Annotated in this window: 20 protein-coding genes; 15 read left to right on the plus strand and 5 right to left on the minus strand. The window is 70.3% G+C overall.

Annotated elements, in window-relative coordinates; genetic code table 11:
- The first annotated feature begins 17 nt into the window (after nt 1–17).
- From NS354_RS04900 to ypfJ, 6 genes are all read left to right on the plus strand, one after another.
- On the plus strand, nt 18–4526 hold the full coding sequence (locus NS354_RS04900; RefSeq protein ID WP_082677902.1) for an efflux RND transporter permease subunit: 4509 nt from the start codon (nt 18–20) through the stop codon (nt 4524–4526).
- Nucleotides 4527–4528: 2 nt separating this feature from the next.
- Nucleotides 4529–6046 (plus strand): DEAD/DEAH box helicase, encoded by a 1518-nt coding sequence (locus tag NS354_RS04905; RefSeq protein WP_058593476.1) that lies wholly within the window; start codon nt 4529–4531, stop codon nt 6044–6046.
- A 186-nt stretch (nt 6047–6232) separates the two neighbouring features.
- Nucleotides 6233–8326 carry an acyl-CoA dehydrogenase gene (locus NS354_RS04910; RefSeq protein ID WP_058593477.1) on the plus strand — a complete coding sequence of 698 codons (2094 nt, stop codon included), beginning with the start codon at nt 6233–6235 and terminating at the stop codon, nt 8324–8326.
- Nucleotides 8327–8360: 34 nt separating this feature from the next.
- Nucleotides 8361–9335, plus strand: a complete 975-nt coding sequence (gene pip / locus NS354_RS04915) for a prolyl aminopeptidase (protein WP_206542593.1) — start codon at nt 8361–8363, stop codon at nt 9333–9335.
- Between the two features lie 8 nt (nt 9336–9343).
- Nucleotides 9344–10261 carry a glutaminase gene (locus NS354_RS04920; protein WP_058593493.1) on the plus strand — a complete coding sequence of 306 codons (918 nt, stop codon included), beginning with the start codon at nt 9344–9346 and terminating at the stop codon, nt 10259–10261.
- 279 nt (nt 10262–10540) lie between these two features.
- Nucleotides 10541–11431 carry a KPN_02809 family neutral zinc metallopeptidase gene (ypfJ, locus tag NS354_RS04925; RefSeq protein ID WP_010156294.1) on the plus strand — a complete coding sequence of 297 codons (891 nt, stop codon included), beginning with the start codon at nt 10541–10543 and terminating at the stop codon, nt 11429–11431.
- Nucleotides 11432–11441: 10 nt separating this feature from the next.
- Here the strand turns inward: ypfJ and NS354_RS04930 are convergent, their stop codons facing one another.
- From NS354_RS04930 to NS354_RS04940, 3 genes are all read right to left on the minus strand, one after another.
- Nucleotides 11442–12338, minus strand: a complete 897-nt coding sequence (locus tag NS354_RS04930; RefSeq protein WP_058593478.1) for a LysR substrate-binding domain-containing protein — start codon at nt 12336–12338, stop codon at nt 11442–11444.
- Nucleotides 12335–12730: an MGMT family protein gene (locus tag NS354_RS04935; protein ID WP_058593479.1), complete on the minus strand. Its 396-nt coding sequence runs from the start codon at nt 12728–12730 to the stop codon at nt 12335–12337. The genes NS354_RS04930 and NS354_RS04935 overlap by 4 nt, the downstream gene beginning before the upstream one ends.
- Nucleotides 12731–12798: 68 nt before the next feature.
- Nucleotides 12799–13518, minus strand: a complete 720-nt coding sequence (locus NS354_RS04940) for a VIT1/CCC1 transporter family protein (protein ID WP_058593480.1) — start codon at nt 13516–13518, stop codon at nt 12799–12801.
- Nucleotides 13519–13726: 208 nt separating this feature from the next.
- Between NS354_RS04940 and NS354_RS04945 the strand changes: the two genes are divergently transcribed.
- The 9 genes from NS354_RS04945 (at nt 13727) to NS354_RS04980 (ending at nt 19903) form a co-directional block, all read left to right on the plus strand.
- Complete coding sequence (locus NS354_RS04945; RefSeq protein ID WP_058593494.1) at nt 13727–14212, plus strand: SRPBCC family protein; 486 nt, start codon at nt 13727–13729, stop codon at nt 14210–14212.
- A 27-nt stretch (nt 14213–14239) separates the two neighbouring features.
- On the plus strand, nt 14240–14704 hold the full coding sequence (locus NS354_RS04950; RefSeq protein WP_058593481.1) for an ASCH domain-containing protein: 465 nt from the start codon (nt 14240–14242) through the stop codon (nt 14702–14704).
- A 90-nt stretch (nt 14705–14794) separates the two neighbouring features.
- Nucleotides 14795–15427, plus strand: a complete 633-nt coding sequence (locus NS354_RS04955) for a maleylpyruvate isomerase family mycothiol-dependent enzyme (RefSeq protein WP_058593482.1) — start codon at nt 14795–14797, stop codon at nt 15425–15427.
- A 106-nt stretch (nt 15428–15533) separates the two neighbouring features.
- Nucleotides 15534–15953: an SseB family protein gene (locus tag NS354_RS04960; RefSeq protein ID WP_241490341.1), complete on the plus strand. Its 420-nt coding sequence runs from the start codon at nt 15534–15536 to the stop codon at nt 15951–15953.
- Nucleotides 15950–16243 carry a hypothetical protein gene (locus NS354_RS04965; RefSeq protein ID WP_058593483.1) on the plus strand — a complete coding sequence of 98 codons (294 nt, stop codon included), beginning with the start codon at nt 15950–15952 and terminating at the stop codon, nt 16241–16243. Before NS354_RS04960 ends, NS354_RS04965 begins: the two co-directional genes overlap by 4 nt.
- Nucleotides 16243–17379 carry a hypothetical protein gene (locus tag NS354_RS04970; protein WP_058593484.1) on the plus strand — a complete coding sequence of 379 codons (1137 nt, stop codon included), beginning with the start codon at nt 16243–16245 and terminating at the stop codon, nt 17377–17379. The genes NS354_RS04965 and NS354_RS04970 overlap by 1 nt, the downstream gene beginning before the upstream one ends.
- Before the next feature lie 103 nt (nt 17380–17482).
- Nucleotides 17483–18178, plus strand: coding sequence for a PH domain-containing protein (locus NS354_RS04975; protein WP_058593485.1), 696 nt, complete (start codon nt 17483–17485; stop codon nt 18176–18178).
- Nucleotides 18179–18783: 605 nt separating this feature from the next.
- Nucleotides 18784–19011: a hypothetical protein gene (locus tag NS354_RS13310; RefSeq protein ID WP_153002112.1), complete on the plus strand. Its 228-nt coding sequence runs from the start codon at nt 18784–18786 to the stop codon at nt 19009–19011.
- A 52-nt stretch (nt 19012–19063) separates the two neighbouring features.
- Nucleotides 19064–19903, plus strand: coding sequence for a hypothetical protein (locus tag NS354_RS04980; protein WP_058593486.1), 840 nt, complete (start codon nt 19064–19066; stop codon nt 19901–19903).
- 13 nt (nt 19904–19916) lie between these two features.
- Here NS354_RS04980 and NS354_RS04985 read toward each other — a convergent pair whose 3' ends face one another.
- Together NS354_RS04985 and NS354_RS13535 are read right to left on the minus strand one after the other, a co-directional pair.
- Nucleotides 19917–20336, minus strand: a complete 420-nt coding sequence (locus NS354_RS04985; RefSeq protein WP_058593487.1) for a GNAT family acetyltransferase — start codon at nt 20334–20336, stop codon at nt 19917–19919.
- A 39-nt stretch (nt 20337–20375) separates the two neighbouring features.
- Nucleotides 20376–21548: WVD2 family protein (locus NS354_RS13535; RefSeq protein WP_193750704.1), on the minus strand; the 1173-nt coding region annotated here is incomplete at its 5' end.

The following is a 21548-nucleotide window of genomic DNA, read 5'->3' on the forward strand; positions in this document are numbered from 1 at the left end:
ATGGGATAATCGAGCCCATGCACCTCCTCACGGCGCTGAGCCTCAAGAACCGCGCGCTGATCGCGCTCGTCACGATCGTCGCGGCAGTGTTCGGGGTGATCGGCGCGGGCTCGCTGAAACAGGAACTCATGCCGTCGGTGCAGTTCCCCACGATCGCGGTCGTGACGAGCTACCCCGGTGCCTCGCCCGAGGTCGTCAACAACGACGTCTCGACGCCGATCGAGACCGCCCTGCGCGGAGTGCCGCAGCTCGAATCGTCGTCGGCGACCTCGAGCACCGGAACCTCGACGGTGCTCGCCGAGTTCACGTACGGCGTCGACCTCGCCGCGACGGAGCAGAAGGTCGAGCGGGCGATCAGCCGCATCTCGCAGACCCTGCCCGAATCGGCGGACACCCAGGTGCTCTCGGGAACGATCGACGACTTCCCGGTGATCCAGATCGCGGTGACGCCCGCGGAGGGCGAGGACCTGCAGTCGACGGCCGACCTCGTGGAGCGCGTCGCCGTGCCCGAGCTCACCGACATCGACGGCGTGCGCGACGCCCAGCTGAGCGGAGCGCGGCCGGAGCGCATCACCATCCAGCCGAACCTCGACGCGCTCGCCGAGCGCGGACTCAGCCCGCAGACCATCACCGACACGCTGCAGCAGAGCGGGGTGCTGATCGCCGCGGGCTCGATCACCGAGGGGGATCGTACGCTCGCCGTGCAGGCGGGAACGGAGCTGCAGTCGGCGGAGGAGATCGCGGCTCTGCCGATCGCGTTGAGCGCCGAGCAGCTCGCGCCCCCGCAGGAGCAGCCCGAGATCCCGGGCCAGTTCGAGATCGAGCCGCCGGAGCCCGCCGCCCCCGCGACCATCGGGGAGGTCGCCGAGGTGCGCCTCGAGCCCGGCCCCGAGCAGAGCATCTCGCGCGTCGACGGAGCGCCCGCGCTCACCATCGGCGTCACGAAGACCTCCGCGGCGAACACCGTGGACGTGTCGCACGCGGTGCAGGAGCAGCTCGACGAGCTGCAGGATCAGCTCGGCGGCGCGCAGCTGACCGTGATCTTCGATCAGGCGCCGTACGTGGAGCAGTCGATCGAGACGCTCACGACGGAGGGGCTGCTCGGCCTCGTCTTCGCGGTGCTCGTGATCCTCGTCTTCCTCATGTCGATCCGGGCCACGCTCGTGACCGCCATCTCGATCCCCACCTCGGTGCTGCTCACCTTCGTCGGGCTGAACTTCGCGGACTACACGCTCAACCTGCTGACGCTCGGCGCGCTCACGATCTCGATCGGCCGAGTGGTCGACGACTCGATCGTCGTCATCGAGAACATCAAGCGCCACCTCGCGGACGGCGGCGATCGCTCCGCCGTGATCATCCGAGCGGTGCGCGAGGTCGCCGGCGCGATCACCGCCTCGACGGTCACCACCGTCGCCGTGTTCCTGCCGATGGCATTCGTCGCAGGCATGGTCGGGGAGCTGTTCCGCCCCTTCGCCTTCACCGTGACGATCGCGCTCGTCGCCTCGCTGCTCGTCTCGCTCACCATCGTGCCCGTGCTCGCCTACTGGTTCCTGCGCACCGGCCCGTCGCGCCGTCGCCAAGGCTTCGTCACGGCCGGCAGCGGAACGGAGAGCGACGCCGCGGAGGCCTCGGCGCGCAGCTCGGCCGAGGAGATCGACGAGCACCCCACGGCACTTCAGCGCGGCTACCGGCCCATCATCGAGTGGACGCTGCGCCGGCCCGCGATCACGCTGCTCATCGCCGTGGTCGTGTTCGGCGGCACCGTCGCGGCGAGCCCGCTCATGAAGACGAGCTTCCTCGGATCCGACGAGCAGAACTCGGTCGGACTGGTGCAGACCCTCGCCCCCGGCACCAGCCTCGATGCGCAGCTCACGCAGGCGGAGAGCGTCGAGCAGGCGCTGAACGACGTGACGGCGATCGAGAGCGTGCAGGTGACGATCGGCAGCGCCGGCGGCGCGGCCGCGCTCTTCGGGGGCGGCGGCGACGGCACGGTGAACTACTCGATCACCACCGACCCCGACGCCGATCAGGCGCAGGCGCAGGACGACATCCGCGCCGCGGTCGATCAGCTGGAGGGTGCCGGGGAGTTCTCCCTCGGGCAGTCCGGCGGCGGGGTGACCTCGTCGAGCGCGATCGAGGTCGACGTCACGGCTCCCGATCAGGAGACGCTCGCCCAGGCGAGCGACGCCGTCGTCGCCGCGCTGCGGGACGAGCCGAGTCTGCAGCAGGTCGAGAGCGATCTCGGGCAGTCGCGCGCGTTCCTGCGCATCGCCGTCGACCGTGCGCGCGCCGCCGAACTCGGCCTCAGCGAGGCCGGCGTCGCGGGGCAGGTCACCCAGCAGATGCAGCCCGCGCAGATCGGGCAGATCTCGATGGACGCCACGACCGTCTCCGTGTACCTCGCGAACGCGGCCGCCCCGACCGATCAGGCGGGCGTCGCGGCGCTGCCGATCCAGACCGCTACCGGCTCCCAGCCGCTGAGCAGTCTCGCCACGGTCGAGGTCGCCGACGGGCCGGTGACCGTGCGCACGGCCGACGGCGTGCGATCCGTGACCGTCTCGGCGCTGCCGAAGGGCGACGATCTGGGCACCGCGAGCACCGAGGTGACGGCCGCCCTCGAATCGCTCGAGCTGCCCGACGGGGCGAGCGCGAGCGTCGGAGGGGTGCTGTCGCAGCAGGCCGACGCCTTCCAGCAGCTCGGCATCGCACTGCTCGCCGCGATTCTGATCGTCTACGTGGTGATGGTCGCGACCTTCCGCAGCCTGCTGCAGCCGCTGCTGCTGCTCATCTCGGTGCCGTTCGCCGCCACCGGGGCGATCCTGCTGCTCATCGTCACCGGGATCCCGCTCGGCGTCGCCTCGCTCATCGGCGTGCTGATGCTCATCGGCATCGTCGTGACGAACGCCATCGTGCTCATCGACCTCGTGAATCAGTACCGGATGCGCGGGGATGCGCTGCGCGACGCCGTGCTGCACGGCTCCCTGCAGCGTCTCCGGCCGATCGTGATGACGGCGCTCGCCACCATCCTGGCGCTCACCCCGATGGCGCTCGGCATCACCGGCAAGGGCGGCTTCATCTCGCAGCCGCTCGCCGTCGTCGTGATCGGCGGACTGCTGTCGTCGACGGTGCTGACCCTCGTCGTGCTCCCCACCCTGTACTACCTGGTGGAGCGTCGCCGCGAGGGCGGGCCGAAGCGCGGAGGCCCGGTGCGCCGCCGGCGCAGCCCGGCTCCCGACGCGGGCCCCGCGCTCGCCGGTGCCGGTGCCGGTGCTGTCGCAGGTGCGGGTGCAGGTGCGGGCGCTGCGGCGGCCGTCGCATCGGGCGTCGGCGCCGGTTCCGGCTCCGTGCTCGGAGTGCGCCGCAGGCGCGGTGCCGCATCGGGCGGCGACTCCCGAGCTCGCGCGGAGAGTGCGGCGGCGGTCTCGGGAAGCGGCGCGCATGCCACCCATGCCGCCGACCCCGCAGTGCCCCCGACGCCCGCTGCACCTGTTCCCGCGGTGCCGGCGTCAGGTGAGCCGGCGGTGCCCGTGAGCGCCGTGGCGCTCCCGTCGCAGGAGGACCCGATCGCACACTCGGAGCCCCACGCCCCGCGCGGGATCACCGAGGCGGCGGAGGCGGCGGAGACGACCGAGGCGGCAGAGGCGGCAGTGACGACCGAGGCGCCCGAGAGCACCGAGGCGCCGATGCTGCGAGAGTCGACCCCCGCCCACGGCATCCCCGAGCAGGCCGAGCGGCCGCGGGCTGGCCGATCTGCGGCGGCGGAATGGGATGCGGAGTCACCGGGCGACGCACCTTCCGCATCCGAGCCGAAGAAGACCGATCCGGCGGCGCCGGAGGCCCCGGTCACCATCGAGCCCGCCGCGGTGAACGAGCCCATGGGGCCGGCCACCGAGCAGATGTCGCTCGCTCTCGACGAGCTGGGCTTCACCGGTGACGACAATCCGCTCGCCGATCTCGGATTCGACGAGCCAGCGGATCACGCGGCACCGGCGCACGGACCGAGCACCGAGCCCGCGTCGCAGGAGCGCCGCGGCGCCGATCACGCGGTGAGCCCGCTCTTCACCGACGGGCCGGTCGCCGCAGGCGACGCCTCGAACGACCCCGCCTCGGTCGACCCTGCCTCGACCGGGCACGACGCGCCCGGGCCGGAGTCGGCCGCGCCCGGAGAGACCGAGCCGCTCCCCGCACCGGTCTCGGTATCCGCGCCGACCGCGTCGGCAGCGCCGGAGCCCGAACCGGCGCCGGAGTCCGCGGCCGACTCCGAACCGGATGCCGAGCCGCAACCCGGCCCGGCATCGGCACCGGCTCACGCGCCGACGCCCGATGCGGCGAGCGACCCCGAGGCCGAATCGGCGCGGGCCGAACCGGCACCTCCGATCACGGGGGAGCTCGACTGGGAGCAGCTCTTGTGGCAGGCCACCCAGGAGGTCGACGAGGCGGAGCGCTCCGCGAGCCCGAAGACCGACCCGGGCTCGGGCGACGCCCCGGATGAGACGCCGGGAACCCCTCCCGGGAACGCGCGCTGATCGTGGCGCGGAAGCGAGGCGGCGGGTTCAAGCCTCCCGCCGATTATGATCCCCACCGCAAGCCGAAGCGCGCCGGAAGCGCGGGGAGCGCCGAACCGCGCCGCGGACGGCCGACGGCGCCCGCGGAGGACCGCGCCGAGCGGTCGCAATCCGCCGCCCCGCGGCGGCAGCCCGCCCGGTCAGCGGGGCGCGCAGCGAAAGCGGACACGACGGCATCGCGATCCGCCGAGAACCGGCGGGACACCCGCCGCCCGGCAGCGCTGCCGCAGCGGCTCGAGGCCCGGCGCACGACCGCTGCGGATGCGGCCGGGCTGGCGTTCGCCGACCTCGGGCTCGGAGGCAACCTCATCCGGGTGCTCGGGGAGCTCGGGGCCGAGAGGCCGTTCCCGATCCAGGCGGCGACGATCCCCGACGCCGTCGCGGGCCGCGACGTGCTCGGGCGCGCGCGCACCGGTTCCGGCAAGACGATCGCCTTCGGGGCGGCGCTCGTCGAGCGCCTGCTGCGCCTGAAGGGGCAGGGCGCGTTCGCATCGGACCCGAAGCCCGCGCAGGCGCGGAAGCAGCGGGGCGTGCGCGAGGCCCGGGGCGCGACGCGGAAGCCGAAGGCGCTGATCCTCGCCCCGACCCGCGAGCTGGCGCTGCAGATCGACCGCACGGTGCAGCCCCTCGCCCGATCGGTGGGCTTCTACACGGCGCAGCTCGTCGGCGGGATGCCCGTCGACCCCCAGATCCACGCGCTCGAACGCGGCGCCGACATCATCATCGGCACCCCGGGGCGGGTCGAGGATCTCGTCGCCCGACGACGCCTCGACCTGCGCGAGGTGCTCGTCTCCGTCATCGACGAGGCCGATCACATGTGTGACCTCGGGTTCCTCGAACCCGTGCAGCGCGTGCTGCGGCACACCGTGCGCGGCGGCCAGCGCCTGCTGTTCTCCGCGACCCTCGACACATCTGTGTCGGCGCTCATCGGGGAGTTCCTCTCCGACCCGGCGGTGCACGAGGCCGAGGAGGCCGCGGCGATGCCGGTGGATCACCGCGTGCTCGTCGTGCAGCGCGCGCAGAAGGACGAGGTGCTCGTCGAACTCGCCGCTGGCGGGGGGCGAACGATCGTGTTCTGCCGCACCCGCACCTCCGCCGAGCAGACGGCCGAGATGCTCGGCGCCGCCGGCATCACGGTCACCGCGCTTCACGGCAACCTCAGCCAGGCCCGGCGCGAGCTCAACCTCGCGAAGTTCGCCTCGGGCCGGGCGCGCGTGCTCGTCGCCACCGACGTCGCGGCGCGCGGCCTCCACATCGACGCCGTCGATCTCGTGGTGCAGGCCGATGCGCCGGAGGACGCCAAGGGGTACCTCCACCGCACCGGCCGTACGGGCCGCGCGGGCACGGCGGGCAGCGCGGTGCTCGTGATCCCGCCGTCGCGCGAGGCGCGCACACGCGAGATGCTCGATGAGGCGGGGATCAGCCCGTCCTTCTTCGGCGAGGCCGCACCGGGCTCCACCGGGGCGACGACGCGCGGTTGACGAACCCGCCAGTGCTAAGGGGCTCGTTTTAGAGGAAGGGCACAATAGATTCCCGTGACCTCGGTGCGCCGGTTTGTGGGGGCACCGCCCATCGCTTGGCAGTGCCGTCGCGCGACTCTAGGCTGACAGCAATTCGGGGCCCGGTAGGCCCGGGCCGCCCCGCTCGTCATCTTCGAAGGAGTTCCGATGGCCGACCTCAGCGCATCGTCCCACCCCCGAATCGATCCCGCCGTCGTGAGCGACGCGCTCCTCGGCAAGTGGAAGACCGAGCGGCTCGAGTCGCGGAAGCTGGCGGCCGACCCGCGGCTGCACACCATCCCCGGGCAGTCCATGAGCGACCACCGGGAGCGGGTGCTCGAACAGCTGAGCATCCTCGTCGAAGCGGGCGCGATCCAGCGCGCCTTCCCCGCAGCGGTCGGCGGGAGCGACAACCACGGCGGCAACATCGCGGCATTCCAGGAACTGGTGCTCGCCGATCCCTCGCTGCAGATCAAGAGCGGTGTGCAGTGGGGCCTGTTCGGCGCCGCGATCCTGCACCTCGGCACCGCGAAGCACCACGAGCGGTGGCTGCCCGACGTCATCAGCCTGCAGACGCCGGGCGCATTCGCGATGACCGAGATCGGGCACGGCTCCGACGTCGCATCGATCGGCACCACGGCCACGTACGATCCGGAGACCGAGGAGTTCGAGATCCACACGCCGTTCGCCGGCGCGTGGAAGGACTACCTCGGCAATGCCGCCCTGCACGGCCGCGCCGCCGTGGTGTTCGCGCAGCTCATCACCCGCGGAGTGAATCACGGCGTGCACGCCTTTTACGTGCCGATCCGCACGCCCGAGGGGGAGATGCTGCCCGGCGTCGGCAGCGAGGACGACGGCGTCAAGGGCGGCCTCAACGGGATCGACAACGGGCGCCTGCACTTCACGCGCGTGCGCGTGCCGCGCGAGAACCTGCTCAACCGGTACGGCGACGTCGCGGCCGACGGCACCTACTCCTCCGAGATCGACAGCCCCGGCCGTCGCTTCTTCACGATGATCGGCACGCTCGTGCAGGGCCGCGTCTCGCTCGACGGATCGGCGGTGCGCGCCATGCAGGCCGCCCTCGGCATCGCGATCCGGTACGGCAGCGAGCGCCGCCAGTTCCCCGGAGCATCCGGGCGCGAGACCGTGCTGCTCGACTACGGCCTGCACCAGCGACGCCTCATCCCGCGCCTCGCGCAGACGTACGCCATGCAGTTCGCCGACGAGCGCCTGCTGACCGTCTTCGACGAGGTGTTCTCGGGGGCGAAGGACACCGACGAGAACCGCGAGGACCTCGAAACGCTCGCGGCGGCGTTCAAGCCGCTGTCGACCTGGGCCGCGCTCGACACCCTGCAGGAGGCCCGTGAGGCCTGCGGCGGCGCCGGGTTCATCGCGAAGAACCGCATCGTCGGCCTGCGCGCCGACCTCGACATCTACGTGACCTTCGAGGGCGACAACAACGTGCTGCTGCAACTCGTCGGCAAGCGCCTCCTCAGCGACTACGCCGCGCAGTTCAAGAACGCCGACCGTGCAACGCTCGCGCGCGCCGCCGCCAGCCAGATCGGCAACCGCGTCAGCCGCTTCGGCCTCCGCGTCGTCGGGCAGAGCATCGCCGACTTCGGGCAGGTCGCCCGCTCGATCGAGAGCATGCGCTCGCCGCAGGCGCAGCGGCAACTGCTCGCGGATCGCGTGCAGACCATGATCGGCGAGATCGCACTCGCGCTGCGCGACGCCACGAAGGGCATTGCGAAGGACGATCGACGCGCCCGCGCGATCGCCAATGAGAACGCGTTCAACGCGCAGCAGCACAAGCTCATCGAGGCGGCTCGCGCGCACGGGGAGCTGTTGCAGTGGGAGGCGTTCACCGACGCGATCGAGAAGATCACCGACGCCGGCTCGCGCCAGGTGCTGACCTGGCTGCGAGACCTCTTCGGCCTCGGCATCATCGAGCGCAACGCCGCCTGGTACCTCACCGCCGGGCGCATCTCCCCGCACCGCGCCGAATCGGTGACGGCGTACGTCGACCGCCTCATCTCGCGGCTGCGCCCGCACGCGCTCGACCTGATCGAGCCGTTCGGGCTCACCCCCGAACTGCTGCGCGCCGAGATCGCGACCGGCATCGAGGCGGAGCGGCAGCAGGAAGCGCACGACTACGTCGAGGCGCAGCGCGCCGCCGGCACCTGGCCCGTGCACGAGAAGGAACTGCGCCGGCGGCAGCAGGAGGCCGAGCTCCGGTCCGCCGATCAGGCGCAGGCGAGCTGAGCCCGGGCCGCCCGCCGCTCGTTAGGGTGGAGGCATGAGCGAAGCGCTGCGAGACCTGTACCCCGCCATCGAGCCCTACGCGGAGGGCATGCTCGACGTCGGCGACGGCCACTCCATCTACTGGGAGGCGTGCGGCAATCCCGACGGGAAGCCGGTCGTGTTCCTCCACGGCGGCCCGGGCGGCGGCTGCGCGCCCGACCATCGACGCTTCTTCGATCCCGAGCGCTACCGCATCGTGCTGTTCGACCAGCGCGGCTGCGGGCGCAGCGTGCCGCACGCGAGCGCGCCCGACGCCGACCTCTCGACGAACACCACCTGGCATCTCGTCGCCGACATCGAGCGGCTGCGCGAGTCGCTCGGCATCGAACGCTGGCAGGTCTTCGGCGGATCCTGGGGCTCGACCCTCGCGCTCGCGTACGCCCAGACCCACCCGCAGCGGGTGACGGAGCTCGTGCTGCGCGGCATCTTCACGCTGCGCGCCAGTGAGATCCGCTGGTTCTACCAGGAGGGGGCGTCGCACCTCTTCCCCGACATGTGGGAGGAGTACCTCGCGGTCATTCCCGAGGCGGAGCGCGACGACCTCGTCGCCGCCTATCACCGCCGCCTCTTCGATGCGGATCCGTCGGTGCACGTGCCCGCCGGGGTCGCGTGGACCGTCTGGGAGAACTCGACGATCAGGCTCTTCCCCGACCTCGAGGGCATCGCGGAGGCGCGGGCGGACGAGGCGAGCGCCGTCGCGTTCGCGCGGATCGAGAACCACTACTTCTCGAACGCGGGGTGGCTCGAGGAGGGGCAGCTGATCCGCGATGCTGCCGCGAAGCTCGCCGGCATCCCGGGCGTCATCGTGCAGGGGCGCTACGACGCGTGCACGCCGCCCGAGACGGCGTGGGACCTGCACCGGGCCTGGCCCGAAGCGCACTTCGAGATGATTCCCGATGCGGGGCATGCGGCGAGCGAGCCCGGCATCGTCGACGCGCTCGTGCGCGCCACCGATCGCTTCGCGGCGTGAGCGCTCAGATGCCCGTCGACCTCCAGGAGATCCTCGACGACGTGCACGAGGCCGTGCGCCCGCTCATCGGCTCGGGCAGCGTCGCCGACTACATCCCGCGCCTCGCGGCGGTGAACCCCGATCACTTCGGCATCTCCGTCATGATGACCGACGGCACCCAGTGCTCCTCGGGCGATGCCGATGTCGAATTCTCGATCCAGAGCATCTCGAAGGTCTTCTCGCTGGCGCTCGTGATCGCCGGCGACGGCGATGAGATCTGGCAGCGTGTGGATCGCGAGCCCTCGGGAGCGGCGTTCAACTCGCTGGCGCAGCTCGAGTACAAGCGCGGCATTCCCCGCAACCCGTTCATGAACGCCGGCGCGCTCGTCGTCGCCGACCACCTGCTGTCGCTCACGCCCGACGCCGACGACCCGGTGCTCGACTTCGTGCGCACCGAGTCGGGCAACCCCGACATCTCGATCGACGCGCTCACCGCGGCATCGGAGCTCGCGCACGCCGACCGCAACTCGTCGATCGCGCACCTGCTGCGGAGCTTCGGCAACCTCATCAACGACGTGGACGCGGTGCTCGACCGGTACGTGCGCCAGTGCTCCATCGCGATGAGCTGCGCCGACCTCGCGGCGGCGGGCGCCTTTCTCGCTCGGCGCGGCGAGAGCGCGGACGGCAGGCTGCTGCTCAGCGGCAACCAGACGAAGCGGATGAACGCCGTCATGCTCACCTCGGGCTTCTACGACGCGGCGGGCGAGTTCGCGTACCGCGTCGGCCTGCCCGGTAAATCGGGCGTGGGGGGCGGCATTCTCGCGGTCGTGCCCGACGTGTGTTCGATCTGCGTGTGGGGCCCGGGGCTCGACTCCTCGGGCAACTCGCTGATCGGCATGGCGGCGCTCGACGAGCTCACGTCGCGCACCGGTTGGTCGATCTTTTAGGCCGCCGCTCGGAGGCGGGGCGGCGGCGCGACGGTAATGCGCTCGGCGGTCGTGCGAACGGCGGTCGGTTGAGCGAGCGGCGGTGGGCGGTGCGAGCGGGGTTGTGCGAGCGGGGTCGTGCGAGCGGGGTCGCTTCGGGAGCGTGTTGCGCGTGTGCGGGCCCGCAACACCCTCCCGAAGTGACCCCGCTCGCGAAGGCGCCCGCGCCGGCGCAGTACACTCTGAAGCATCTCGGGCGGGCCGACACGGGCACGGTCCGCGAGTGACGGTGGGGGAGCCATGACGTTCAACGACAACGTGCGCATCGACAACAGCAAGGTGCGCAAGCGCCGGGGCGCACGAACCGGCGGGATGGTCGCCGGAGGCGGCATCGGCATCGCCCTGCTGCTCGCGCTCGGCTCGCAGCTGCTCGGCTTCGACCTGACCCCGTTCGCCCCCGCGGTGCAGCAGGCGGTGGGCGGCGGCACGACGTCGGAGCAGTCGGAGGTGGTGCTCGACGCGTGCAAGAGCGGGGCTGATGCGAACACCGACGACGAGTGCCGCATGAACGCGACCGCCGATTCGCTCGATCGCTTCTGGGCGGGCGAGGTCGGCAACTACCGCTCGCCCGGCCCCGTGATCCTGTTCGACGGGCAGACGCAGTCGGGCTGCGGTGCGGCGTCGGCCGCGACCGGCCCGTTCTACTGCCCGGCCGACGAGACCATCTACATCGACGTCGCGTTCTTCGACACCCTCTCGGGAGAGTACGGCGCGTCAGACGGCTCGCTCGCGCAGATGTACGTGCTGGCGCACGAGTGGGGCCATCACATCTCGAACCTGATCGGCTCGTTGCAGAGCACGGGTCGCGAGACGGGCCCCGCGTCGGGCTCCGTGCGCCTCGAACTGCAGGCGGACTGCTTCGCGGGCGCGTGGGTGCAGGCCGCGTCCACGACCACCGACGACCAGGGCGTGACGTTCTTGAAGCCGGTCACGCAGCAGCAGATCGACGATGCGATGAGCGCAGCCGCTGCGGTCGGCGACGATCACATCATGGAGTCGGCGGGCGTCGACGTGAACCCCGAGCGGTTCACGCACGGCAGCTCGGAGCAGCGGCAGCGGTGGTTCATGACGGGCTACGAGGAGGGGCCCACGGCCTGCGGCACGTTCGACGTGAGCGCCGCGGACCTGTAGGCGACGCGAATCACCGGCGCTTGCGCCGCTTCGCCTGCCGGGCCTCCGCCTTCTTGCGCTCCGCCTTCTCCTTGGCCGCCTGGAGTTGCGCGCCGCGCGAGTTCGGCTTCAGCTTGGGGGCCTGCTTCTTCGGCTGCGCCTGCACCCGAGGTGCTCGGGTGGTGCGCTTCGTCTCCTCCTGCGCGGATTCGCGGGAGCTGTTGGCAGTGCGCCCGCGCAGGATGCCGGCGAGGTGCTGCACCGTCGCGTCGTCGCGCTCAGCGTTCCAGACCGCCCAGACGACGGGGCCGTCGAGAGGCTGCTCGCCCGCCTCCGGGCGGATGGGCAGCACCGTGTGCTCGCGCTTGTCGATGAGGTGCCGCGCGAGCGGCACCGGCAGGAGTACGGCCCCGGCGCCCGTCGCGACGAGCGCGAGCGCGGCCCGCGGCCCCTTCGGCATCCACTCCGGGTCGTCCCACGGGCGCGCCTCGGGCCAGCCCGCGTCGTGATCGGGGTGGTCGAGCAGCTCGACGAAGGCGATCTCGGCCAGGCTCACGGACTCCTGCTGCGCGAGCTCGTGGTCGGCGGGCACGACGAGCGCCATCGATTCGGCGTACAGCCGGATCGCCCGGCGGGTGCTCTCCGGGCCGTCGGAGCCGCTGGGGCGGGCACTGGGAGCGGTGCGCTCGATGAGCACGTCGCAGCCGGCGGCCGCGGCAGCCGTCTCCCGATTCCGCGCGTCGAGCGCCGTGCCGAAGGCGACCTCCAGCGGCACGAGTTCGAGCTTGCGGCCGGGGGTCGCGGCCTTCCAGCGGCGGGCCCACTTGCTCGGGGCGATGCCGCGGGCGAACCCGAGACGGATCGGAGCGGGGGCCGATCCCGCATCGTTCGGCGCGCCGGGGTCGGGTGCGGTCGTCGTGTCGCTCACAGCGCCACCTCTCCGTAGATGTCATGGGTGTAGGGGAGCCGGGCCGCCGACAGCGCGATGCGGTAATCGCCCGAGAGGGCGGCGCGACGCGGGGCGCTCGCGCTCGCCGCCGCCGCAGTGCCCGCTAAGGCGGAGCCCGTCGCGCGGATCGGCGTGCCCTCGTCGAGGTAGTGCGGCAGCGCGAGCGCGGCGTGGCCCTGCGGGGGCTTGCCGCTGGCGGGCACGACCCGCCACCACGGCGACGCGTGCCCGTAGAGTGCGAGTACGCGGCCGACGGCGCGCGGAGCGGACGAGCCGATCGCGATCCCGACGTCGCCGTAGGTCATGACGCGCCCCGGCGGAATGCGCACGACGACGTCGAGCACCGCTTCGACGAATTCGGCGCTGGGCATGTGATCAGCCTACGCGCTCGGGCGCGATGCCACCGCGTCGTCCGGCCGGAGCCACGCGCCGCCGCCGACTACGCCACCGAGACCCCGAGCAGCGACCCGATCGTGTACGTCGCCGCGACGGCGATGCCGCCGAACAGCAGCTGCCGGGCGGCGCCCATCAGCCAGTTGCGCTTCGTGAACCGCGCAGCGAGACCGCCCGCGATCAGCAGCCCGGCGGCGCCGAACGCGAGCCCGAAGCCGAGGGTGCCGAAGCCGAAGATGAACGGGAGGATCGGGATCAGCGCGCCGATGCCGAAGGCTGCGAGCGATGAGAACGCGGCGACCCATGGAGACGGCCGCTCCTCGGGGCTGACGCCGAGCTCGGAGAGCAGGTGCACCCGCACGGCCTGATCGGCGTTCGCGTGCACCTGCTCGGCGGCGGTCTCGGCGATGCGCGGCTCGACGCCCAGATTCTCGAGGAGGGCGGTGAGCTCCGCCATCTCGCCCTCGGGGTTGCGCAGGTGCGCCTCGCGCTCGATGCGCACCTCGGCGTCGAGCTGCTCGTTGGCCGTGCGCACCGAGGTGTACTCGCCGAGGGCCATCGAGATGGCGCCGGCGATGAGTCCCGAGATGCCGGTGATAGCGACGATGCCGGGCGCCGCGCCCGCTGCGGCGATGCCCGCGATGAGGCCGAGGTTCGAGACGAGGCCGTCCATCGCGCCGAAGACGCTGGCGCGCAGCCAGCCGGCGCTGACGTCGGCGTGACGGTGGTCGTAGTCGTGCGGCTTCGCGATGTTGTACTCGCTCATGTGTGCTCCAGTCGTGCGGTGCGCGGCGGCGCACGAGCAGCAACCGTAGCAACGTTCGCGTGATCGTGAGAAGCCCGGATCAGACCTCGAAACGGGGTGTGTCGCGAGTTCGGCGCGGCGAACTCTGCGCGGGCGCTCCTGCGGGCTCTAGGCTGGTGGGGGCCGGGCGATCCGGCATCGAGCAGCGTGGAGCAGGGTGGAGGCCGACATGACCGAGGCGAGCGGGCGCGTCGTCGCGACGGAGCGCGGGCGGGACCTGGTGCTGGTGCGCTCTCTGGCGCTCAGCGATGCGGAGGCGTGGGCGTACCTCACCGAATCGGAGCTCACCGAGCAGTGGTTCGGCCCGTGGGAGGGCGATCACCGGGTGGGCGGCGCAGTGCGCGTGCGCATGCGCTTCGAGGAGCACGAGCCCGCGGTCACGATGAAGATTCTGGCGTGCGAGCCGCCGCGCGCGCTCGCGCTGCTGTCGGACGAGGAGGTCGGATCGTGGCGACTCGAACTGCACCTCGAGCCCGACGGGGAGGACTCGTTGCTCACCTTCGTGCATCACCTCGCCCCCGACGACGCCGTGGGGGAGATCGGGCCCGGCTGGGAGTACTACCTCGACCTGCTCGTCGCGGCGACCGAGGGCACCGAGCGCCCCGGCTTCGATCAGTACTACCCGGCCCTGCGCGAGGCGTATCTGGCGATGTGACCGCGCGCGGGCGGTAGATTACTCGGTATGAGTGCGGACCCGGCTGTCGAGAGCTTCTGGAACGAACGACGCCGTGCGGACCCCGCGCTGCCGGAGGCGCTTCCCGAGGTGTGGGCGTTCGGGGCGACCCCGGCGCACGCCGACGCGCTGCTCGACCTCGTGCTGGCGGGCATCAAGACGGGCACCGCCTCATCGCTCTGGGACTACGAGGCGAGCGGCGATCCGGTGCCCGCCGTCGGCGACCTGAGCGTCATCATCGACGGATCGGGCGCCCCGCGGGCCGTGCTCGAGACGACGCGGATCGACATCGTCCCGTTCCGCGACGTCACCGCCGAGCACGCGCACTCCGAGGGAGAGGGGGATCGCACCCTCGAGGACTGGCGCGAGACGCACGAGCGCTACTGGCGTCGCTACTCGGAGAACGAGCGCGGCTTCGCTCCCGACATGCCGGTGATCTGCGAGCGCTTCGTGCTGCGGTACCCGAGCGCGTGAGCGTGCGCGCGTGCCGCTCGGCCGTGCGAGACTACTCAGTACTCAGAGACGCTCGCCTCGGGGGCAGCGGCACCTCACCGAAAGGCGCACATGCAACGCGACGCGTATGAGACCCTCGTCCGCGCCGAGCGCGCCGGTCTGGAGCGCCGCCTCTGCGAGCTGACCGAGGAGCAGTGGCAGGCGACGTCGCTCTGCGACGGCTGGACGGTGGAGGAGGTCGTCGCGCACCTCACGGCGGCGGCGCGCACCGGCACCGCCGCGTGGCTGCTCAGCATCGTGCGCTCCGGGTTCGACGCCGCGAAGCACAACGATCGCATGATCGAGCGCTACCGCGGGGCTGATGCGACCGGCACGCTCGCCCGCTTTCGCGATGCGGTGCCGAGCCGGATCACCCCGACGCGCGACTACGCGGCGTTTCTCGGCGAGGTCGTAGTGCACGGGCAGGACATCGCGCAGCCGCTCGGCATCCCGCTCGATCCCGACCCGCAGAGCGTGCTCGAGATCGCGCGGTTCTTCTCGACGCGCGACTTCGCGGTGAACAGCAAGAAGATGGTGCGCGGAGTCTCGCTCGAGGCGAGCGACGCTGATTTCGCGAACGGCGCGGGCCCGGCGGTGCGGGGGCCGATCCTCGCGCTCGTCATGGTGATGGCGGGGCGGCGCGCGTTTCTGCCGCAGCTCTCGGGCGACGGCGTCGGCGTGCTCGCGGGGCGCCTCAGCGTCTGAGCGCTGCGGGCCCCGCTCCCACTGAACGGGAAGCGTGGGCACTCGGTGGCGGCGGCCTTGTAGATTGATGGTGCGCTGGGGGGCCACGCCGAAACAGGAGCCCCGAATGCACCACTGGTCGCCCGCGCGAGACCACACCGCGTCCCGCAGCCGTCAGCCGTTCGTCGACGACGACCTCGATTTCGACGAGGATCTGGCCTATGAGCAGGTGATGTCGAAGGTCGATCGGCCTGCTCCGCTGTCGCAGCGCGACGGGGTGATCATTCCGCCGGTGCTGTATCTTCCGGTGCGCGTGGACGAAGCGGGGCGGCCCGCGGCGGAGGTTCGCATGCGCGGCGACGGACGGCATGCCCTCCTCGCATTCACCGCGCTCGACCGGCTCGTGGCCGAACTCGGCGAGGAGCAGAGCTGGGTGCTGATGCCCGTCGAATCGCTCGGCGAGGTGCGCGACGCGCAGCCGTTCGACGTGGTCGCGTTCGATCCTCGCGTGAATCGACACGCTCGGCGCGGTGGAGGAGCGCGATGAGCCGGATCGCGGTCGAACCGGACCAGATGGAGGTGCTGCTGCGTCGAACCGAGAACGTCGCCTCCGACGCAACGGCGGCCCTCGGCGGGTTCGCGATCACTGCGGATGGGGGCATCGCGAGCGACAAGATCGCCTTCATCGTGCGCATGGCGATCGAGGCCGCGCAGCTCGCGGCAGACGCCACGAACGGCCTCGCAACGGTCGCGCGGGCGGCCGTTACCGGGCAGCTGGGCGACGAGGCAGAGGTGTTCGCATCCCTGCAGGCGATCACCGCGGAGCACTTCGGCTGATGGGCGCGATCGACCTCACGATTCCCGGCCACCCCTCGGGCATCTACGACCTGGCCGACTGGCTCGACGCGAACGTCGTCACTTCGGCGGAGGAGATCGAGGCGTCGCTGAAGAAAACGGATGGCGACTCGCACGAGTTCTGGCAGGGGCGCACCGGAGACCGGTTTCGCGCGAACGCCGAGACGATCGCCGAAGGCGTGAAGCCGATCGGCGAGTTCGCGGGCGAGGCCGCAGCGGTGTTCCGCGCCTACGCGCGACGGCTCGAGCGCGGACGGGAGGAATTCGCAGGGTACCGCGACGAGGCCGTCGCTTCGGCCCTGATCGTCGCGGGCGACACGATCGCGCTTCCCATGCCGCCGAAGACCTACATCACGGCGCCCGGGCAGGCGACGCCCATCGAGCGCGGGCCGGGCGGGGTGTGCCTCGACCCGATGAGCGGCGAGGAGTACGAGGCGGCGTGCCGACTGTTCGACGAGATCGGCGAGAGCGTGGGCACGTGGTGGGGCGAGCTCGAGAACTGGATCAACGAGCAGATCGTTCCGCTCATGGCACGCGCGACGGACTTCGCACCGCTCACCGACTACATGGACGAGCTGCAGGCGGCGACCGAGTTCGCCCGGTCCGTTCCGCTCGCATTGAGCGCCGGTGCCTGGGAGGAGCAGCTCAGGGCGCTCGAAAGCGAGGCGAAGTCGGCCCAGGCGTCCGCCGACGAGTTCGCCGACCGACTCCGTTCGGGAGATCCGTCGGTCTCGGGGCCGTTGCAGCGCACGTCGAAGGCGGAGGTGCGCGCCGTCGCCGACGTGCTCGCAGACCGCGTCGGGCAGCTCACAGTCGGCACGAAGATCATCATCCCCGGCTCCGGGCTGGTCATCGACATCGTCTCGGCGAGCGCGGACGTGGCGAATGGCGGATCGGTCTCATCTGCGGGGGTGGGGCTCGCCGGTAGCGCTGCAGGTGGTTCAGCGGGTGCAGCGATCCTTGCAGCTACTGCCCTCTCTCCAGGTGTCGCAGCCCTCATTGTTGCTGCGATCGCGGCTGGCGTGGGCTGGGTGTCTGAGAAGGTGTGGGAGTCACAGGTACCCCTAGACATTCGGGAGGCCATCGACGCGGGGGACTTCGGTTATGTCTTCACGTGAGCATGTTCTGAGGGTCGACCGGGTGCGGCGGCCACTCGTCGATGCGCCGGCCTCGTTCGATGCAGTGATGAGGTCGAGTCATGTTCCAGCAGCATGGCGAAGCGTGCTCTTCACGGCTGTCAGTATGGGGTGCCTGGCGTTCGCCATACTCGCCGACCGAGAAGACCGGCCCTTCGCGGTGATGGTGACGTTGCTCTTCCTGGGGGTCACTTTCCTCGTCGTCATGGAGCTCGTCATGCTCAGGCGCGTGGTGTGGGACGGCTTTCGGCTCCGATCCGGCACCGAGATGCACTTCGTCGGCACTGGATTCTCCGGCGTATCGCCCGCACTCGCGGGGCTGTGCTTCACGAGTGCGGCAGCCATCATCATATGGACGTGGGTCACCCCCGGTGAGATCCCCATCACCGGTCCCGTCGGTCGCACCGGGGGGCTGCTCCTGCTCACCTTCATGGGGCTCGGCACGCTGAGCGTCGTCGTTCTCAAACGCTTCTATCCGTCCGGCATCAAGATGGACGCGGAAGCAGTGCGGGTGCGCCAGGGGATCAGCGAACGTTGCTTTCGCTGGAGCGAACTCGAGAGCGTAACCCTGCATATTCGGCGCAGACACGCCTTTCTCGACATCGCCGGCGAGGAGGGAAACCACCTGTCGCTTCCCGCCATCTACTACGAGTCGAATCCCTACTACGTCGCGGAGCTGATCCTCTTCTACCTGCGTCACCCGGGTCGGCGCGAGATGCTGTGCGATCCGGATGCTGCGATCCGCGAGGTGATGGAGATCGAAGGGCCTGATGCGCCGTGACGACGCGTGCGAAGCGATCGATTCAGGGGACTTCGGCTATGTATTCACGTAAGTCCGTAGTGCAGATCACGCGGGTCCTCAGGCCGATGCTTTCTCACCCGAATTCCTGCGAGCTCACCGGGGTGTCGTGGAAGTGCCTCGAGGGTCCGCTCTGCTTGCTTCCATTGTTGTCTCTCGTTGCCCTTGCAGGGGCAATCCTCGGCGAGGACGATCTGCGTCCGCTGGCTGTCAGTACGACGCTCGTATTTGCCGGGATGAGTTCACTCATGCTCGTATCAGTGTTGGTTTACCGCAGGATCGCCTGGACCGGGCTGCGAGTGCGTTCTAGGGGAGAGTTGCATCTCGTCGGAGGGGAGTATGGGGGGCCACTCACAGTGCTCGTCGGATTCTGTTTCGTGGGTTCGGTGATTGCGGAGTCGTGGTTGAGAGCAGGTATGGGCATGCCACCAAGCTCCGGGTACAGCGGGCGTAGGGGAGGCCCACTTTTCTTCGTACTCGTCGGACTCGGCTGCGTTGCATTCGGAATAGTCAAGCCGTTCCTGCCTTCGGGGATCAGAATCTGTGAGGACGCGGTCTGGGTGCGTAAAGGGATTATCGAGCACCGAATGCCTTGGGATCAGCTCGAAGACGTTGCTCTGAAAATGCGCGGAAAAGCTCTAGCGCTCGAGCTCAGTTTTGAATCAGGTCCGGACTACTCGGTCAGGCCTATGTATTTCGGTTCGAACCCCTACTACGTCGCGGAGCTGATCCTCTACTACCTGCGTCACCCGGGTCGGCGCGAGCTGCTGCGCGATCCGAATGCTGCGATCCGCGAGGTGATGGAGGTTGCCTGAGAGGAGATCGAAGGGCTCTCTGCCATCGGGTGCTGCCAGGGGGGATCGCGTCGTGCTGGTCGCCCAAGTGGGCGACCAGCCCCTGCTTCATCCGAGGACGCTGGGGTTGGGAGGCGTCACCTGGAAGCTCCTGGTGCGGCGACTTTGGGTGATGCCTGTCCTGTTCTTCGCCGCGCTTGCGTGGGTGCTGTTCAGTGAGGATGACTGGCGCCCGATGGCTACATCGCTGATGCTGATGGTCGCCGCCTTGGACTTGCTCCTCTTCGTATCGGTGCGAGCGAACCTGCGGATCGTATGGAACGGATTTCGGATTCGGTCGCAGGGACCACTGCATCTCATCGGCGGGAAGTACGGCGGCTCGCTGACGGTGCTCGCCGGGCTCTGTCTCATCGGCGTCGTGTTCGCCGATGCCTGGTTGAGCGCGCGCTTCGGGGTGCCGCCGGTCTTCGGAAACGGCGGTCGACGAGGTGGACCACTCGTCTTCCTGATCTCTGGGGCCGGTTGCGTCGTCGCGGGGACCATCAAACCGTTCCTGCCGACAGGAATCAAGATCGGAGAGGATGCGCTTCGAGTGCGAAAAGGGATCATCGAGCACACGATTCCCTGGCATCAGCTCGAGAGCGTATCTCTCCGGCCCGTGAAACGGGATCTGACGGTGGTGCTCGAGTTCCAGTCCGGCCCTGACTATTCCGTCATGCCCGTCCACGTCGGGTCGAATCCCTACTACGTCGCAGAGTTGATCCTGTACTACCTGCGTCACCCGGATCGGCGCGAGCTGCTGTGCGATCCGGAGGCAGCGATCCGCGAAGTGATGGAGGTCGAGGGGCCGGAATCGGCCACCGGCCCCGGTGGGCGCAGAAGTCGAACCGCCAGGACCACCGACCAGCCCTGACGCCGGGCCGCGGTCAATCGGCGATGAGCCGTTTGCCGAGAGAGACGGTCTCGTCGATCCCGTACCCGAGGTGCCGGTAGAACTCCACGACGTCGGCGTTGTCGGCGCGCACCTGCAGGTTGAGCTTCGGGCACCCGAGGTTGAGCAGTTCGTGCTCGACGTGCTCCACGAGCGCCCGGGCCACCCCGGTGCCGCGCGCCTCGGGGTGCGTGGCGAGGTAGTTCATCCACCCCCGGTGCCCGTCGTACCCCGCCATGACCGACCCGAGAATGCGCCCGTCTGCGCTCTCCGCGACGACGAACAGCTCCGCCTGCACCTCGCGCTTGCGCGCGATGTCCTTCCGCGGGTCGTTCCACGGGCGCGTGAGGTCGGCAGCCTCCCAGAGCGCCACCAGGGCATCGGTATCTGCGGGTCGAACGGAGCGAATCTGCATGCGAACAGTATGCCCCTGCGCGACGGGTGCGCGGGATCGCTACGCCAACTGCTCGATGATGCTGCTCGCCCACGGGTGCTGCTGCATCAGCTGCCGCTTCGCGTCTCCGTCGAGACCGAGCGGAAACCTCCTCCGCACCTCGGCTTCGAGCAGCTCGACGCGCTGCAGTTCCAGCCGCGCGCGCCCCCACTCCGTAATCGGCAACGATGCCGCATCGGCGTAATCGGGGAAGGCTCGGGCCTTCGCCGGCGCCCAGACGGATTGGCGGAGCTGCTCCACCTCGGCGCGAGCCCGCGCCTCCGTCTGCTCCTCGACCTGGCGGCGCCGGCTCTCCGCCACCGCGGCATCGAAGTTCCGCCGAGCCCGCCGCCGGGGGCCGAAATACGGAACCCGGTCGGCGAGCGCCCCGAACGCCGCTCCGAGCTCGCCGGATCGCTCGACGATGATCGGAGGCACCGTCAGTGCGAGGAACGCGCCGATGGCGATCGCCCACTCGTGCGGCTCCCAGCTCGGCGACGAGAAATCACCGCCGCTGAAGGCGAAGAGCACGATCGACGCAGGGAGCGCGAACAGTGCGAGCATGAGGATCAGCAGCCAGAACCAGAAGAACCCTCCGATGATCGCCAGGGCGATCGCGATGATGATGCCCGACGGCATTCCCCCGGTGGTACCGCTGCCGTACTGGTTGCCCCAGGCGGCACCTCCGATGGTGACGAAGGGGAGCGCGACGCCGACGAGGATCACGAGCAGCCCGTTAGCCCCCATATCGATCAAGATGCTGACCGCCCACCCGGTGATCAGCAGGCCGACGAAGCCGATGATGACCGCCACGGCGTACACGACCATCATCTTCACCACCCATCCGAAGCCGAAGACCCACCAGCGCGCCGGGAGACTGAAGATGCGGAAGAACGCTCGCGAGACCCGCGCGAGCCGACTGCTCCCGCTCCCGTCGGAGGATCGCGTGACGAAGAGTGCGGCGAGCGCTGCCACGACGATCCCGACGATCGGGAGTGCGCCGACGATCAGCAGTGCGGTGCCGGGCTCGACAGAGCCGCGGAAGCCGAGCAGCGCGGTGATCGCCGTGGCGACGAGCGCGAGGCCCAGAGCCTGCACCAGCCAGCTGAAGGGAATCCAGAGGATCGAGGCGGTGAGCCGCCGATTGTCGGAGAGGGAGTCGAGCATGGGACGGCCGTTTCGGGAGGGGTGAGT

It is taken from the genome of Leucobacter chromiiresistens (assembly GCF_001477055.1).
GTDB lineage: Bacteria > Actinomycetota > Actinomycetes > Actinomycetales > Microbacteriaceae > Leucobacter > Leucobacter chromiiresistens_A.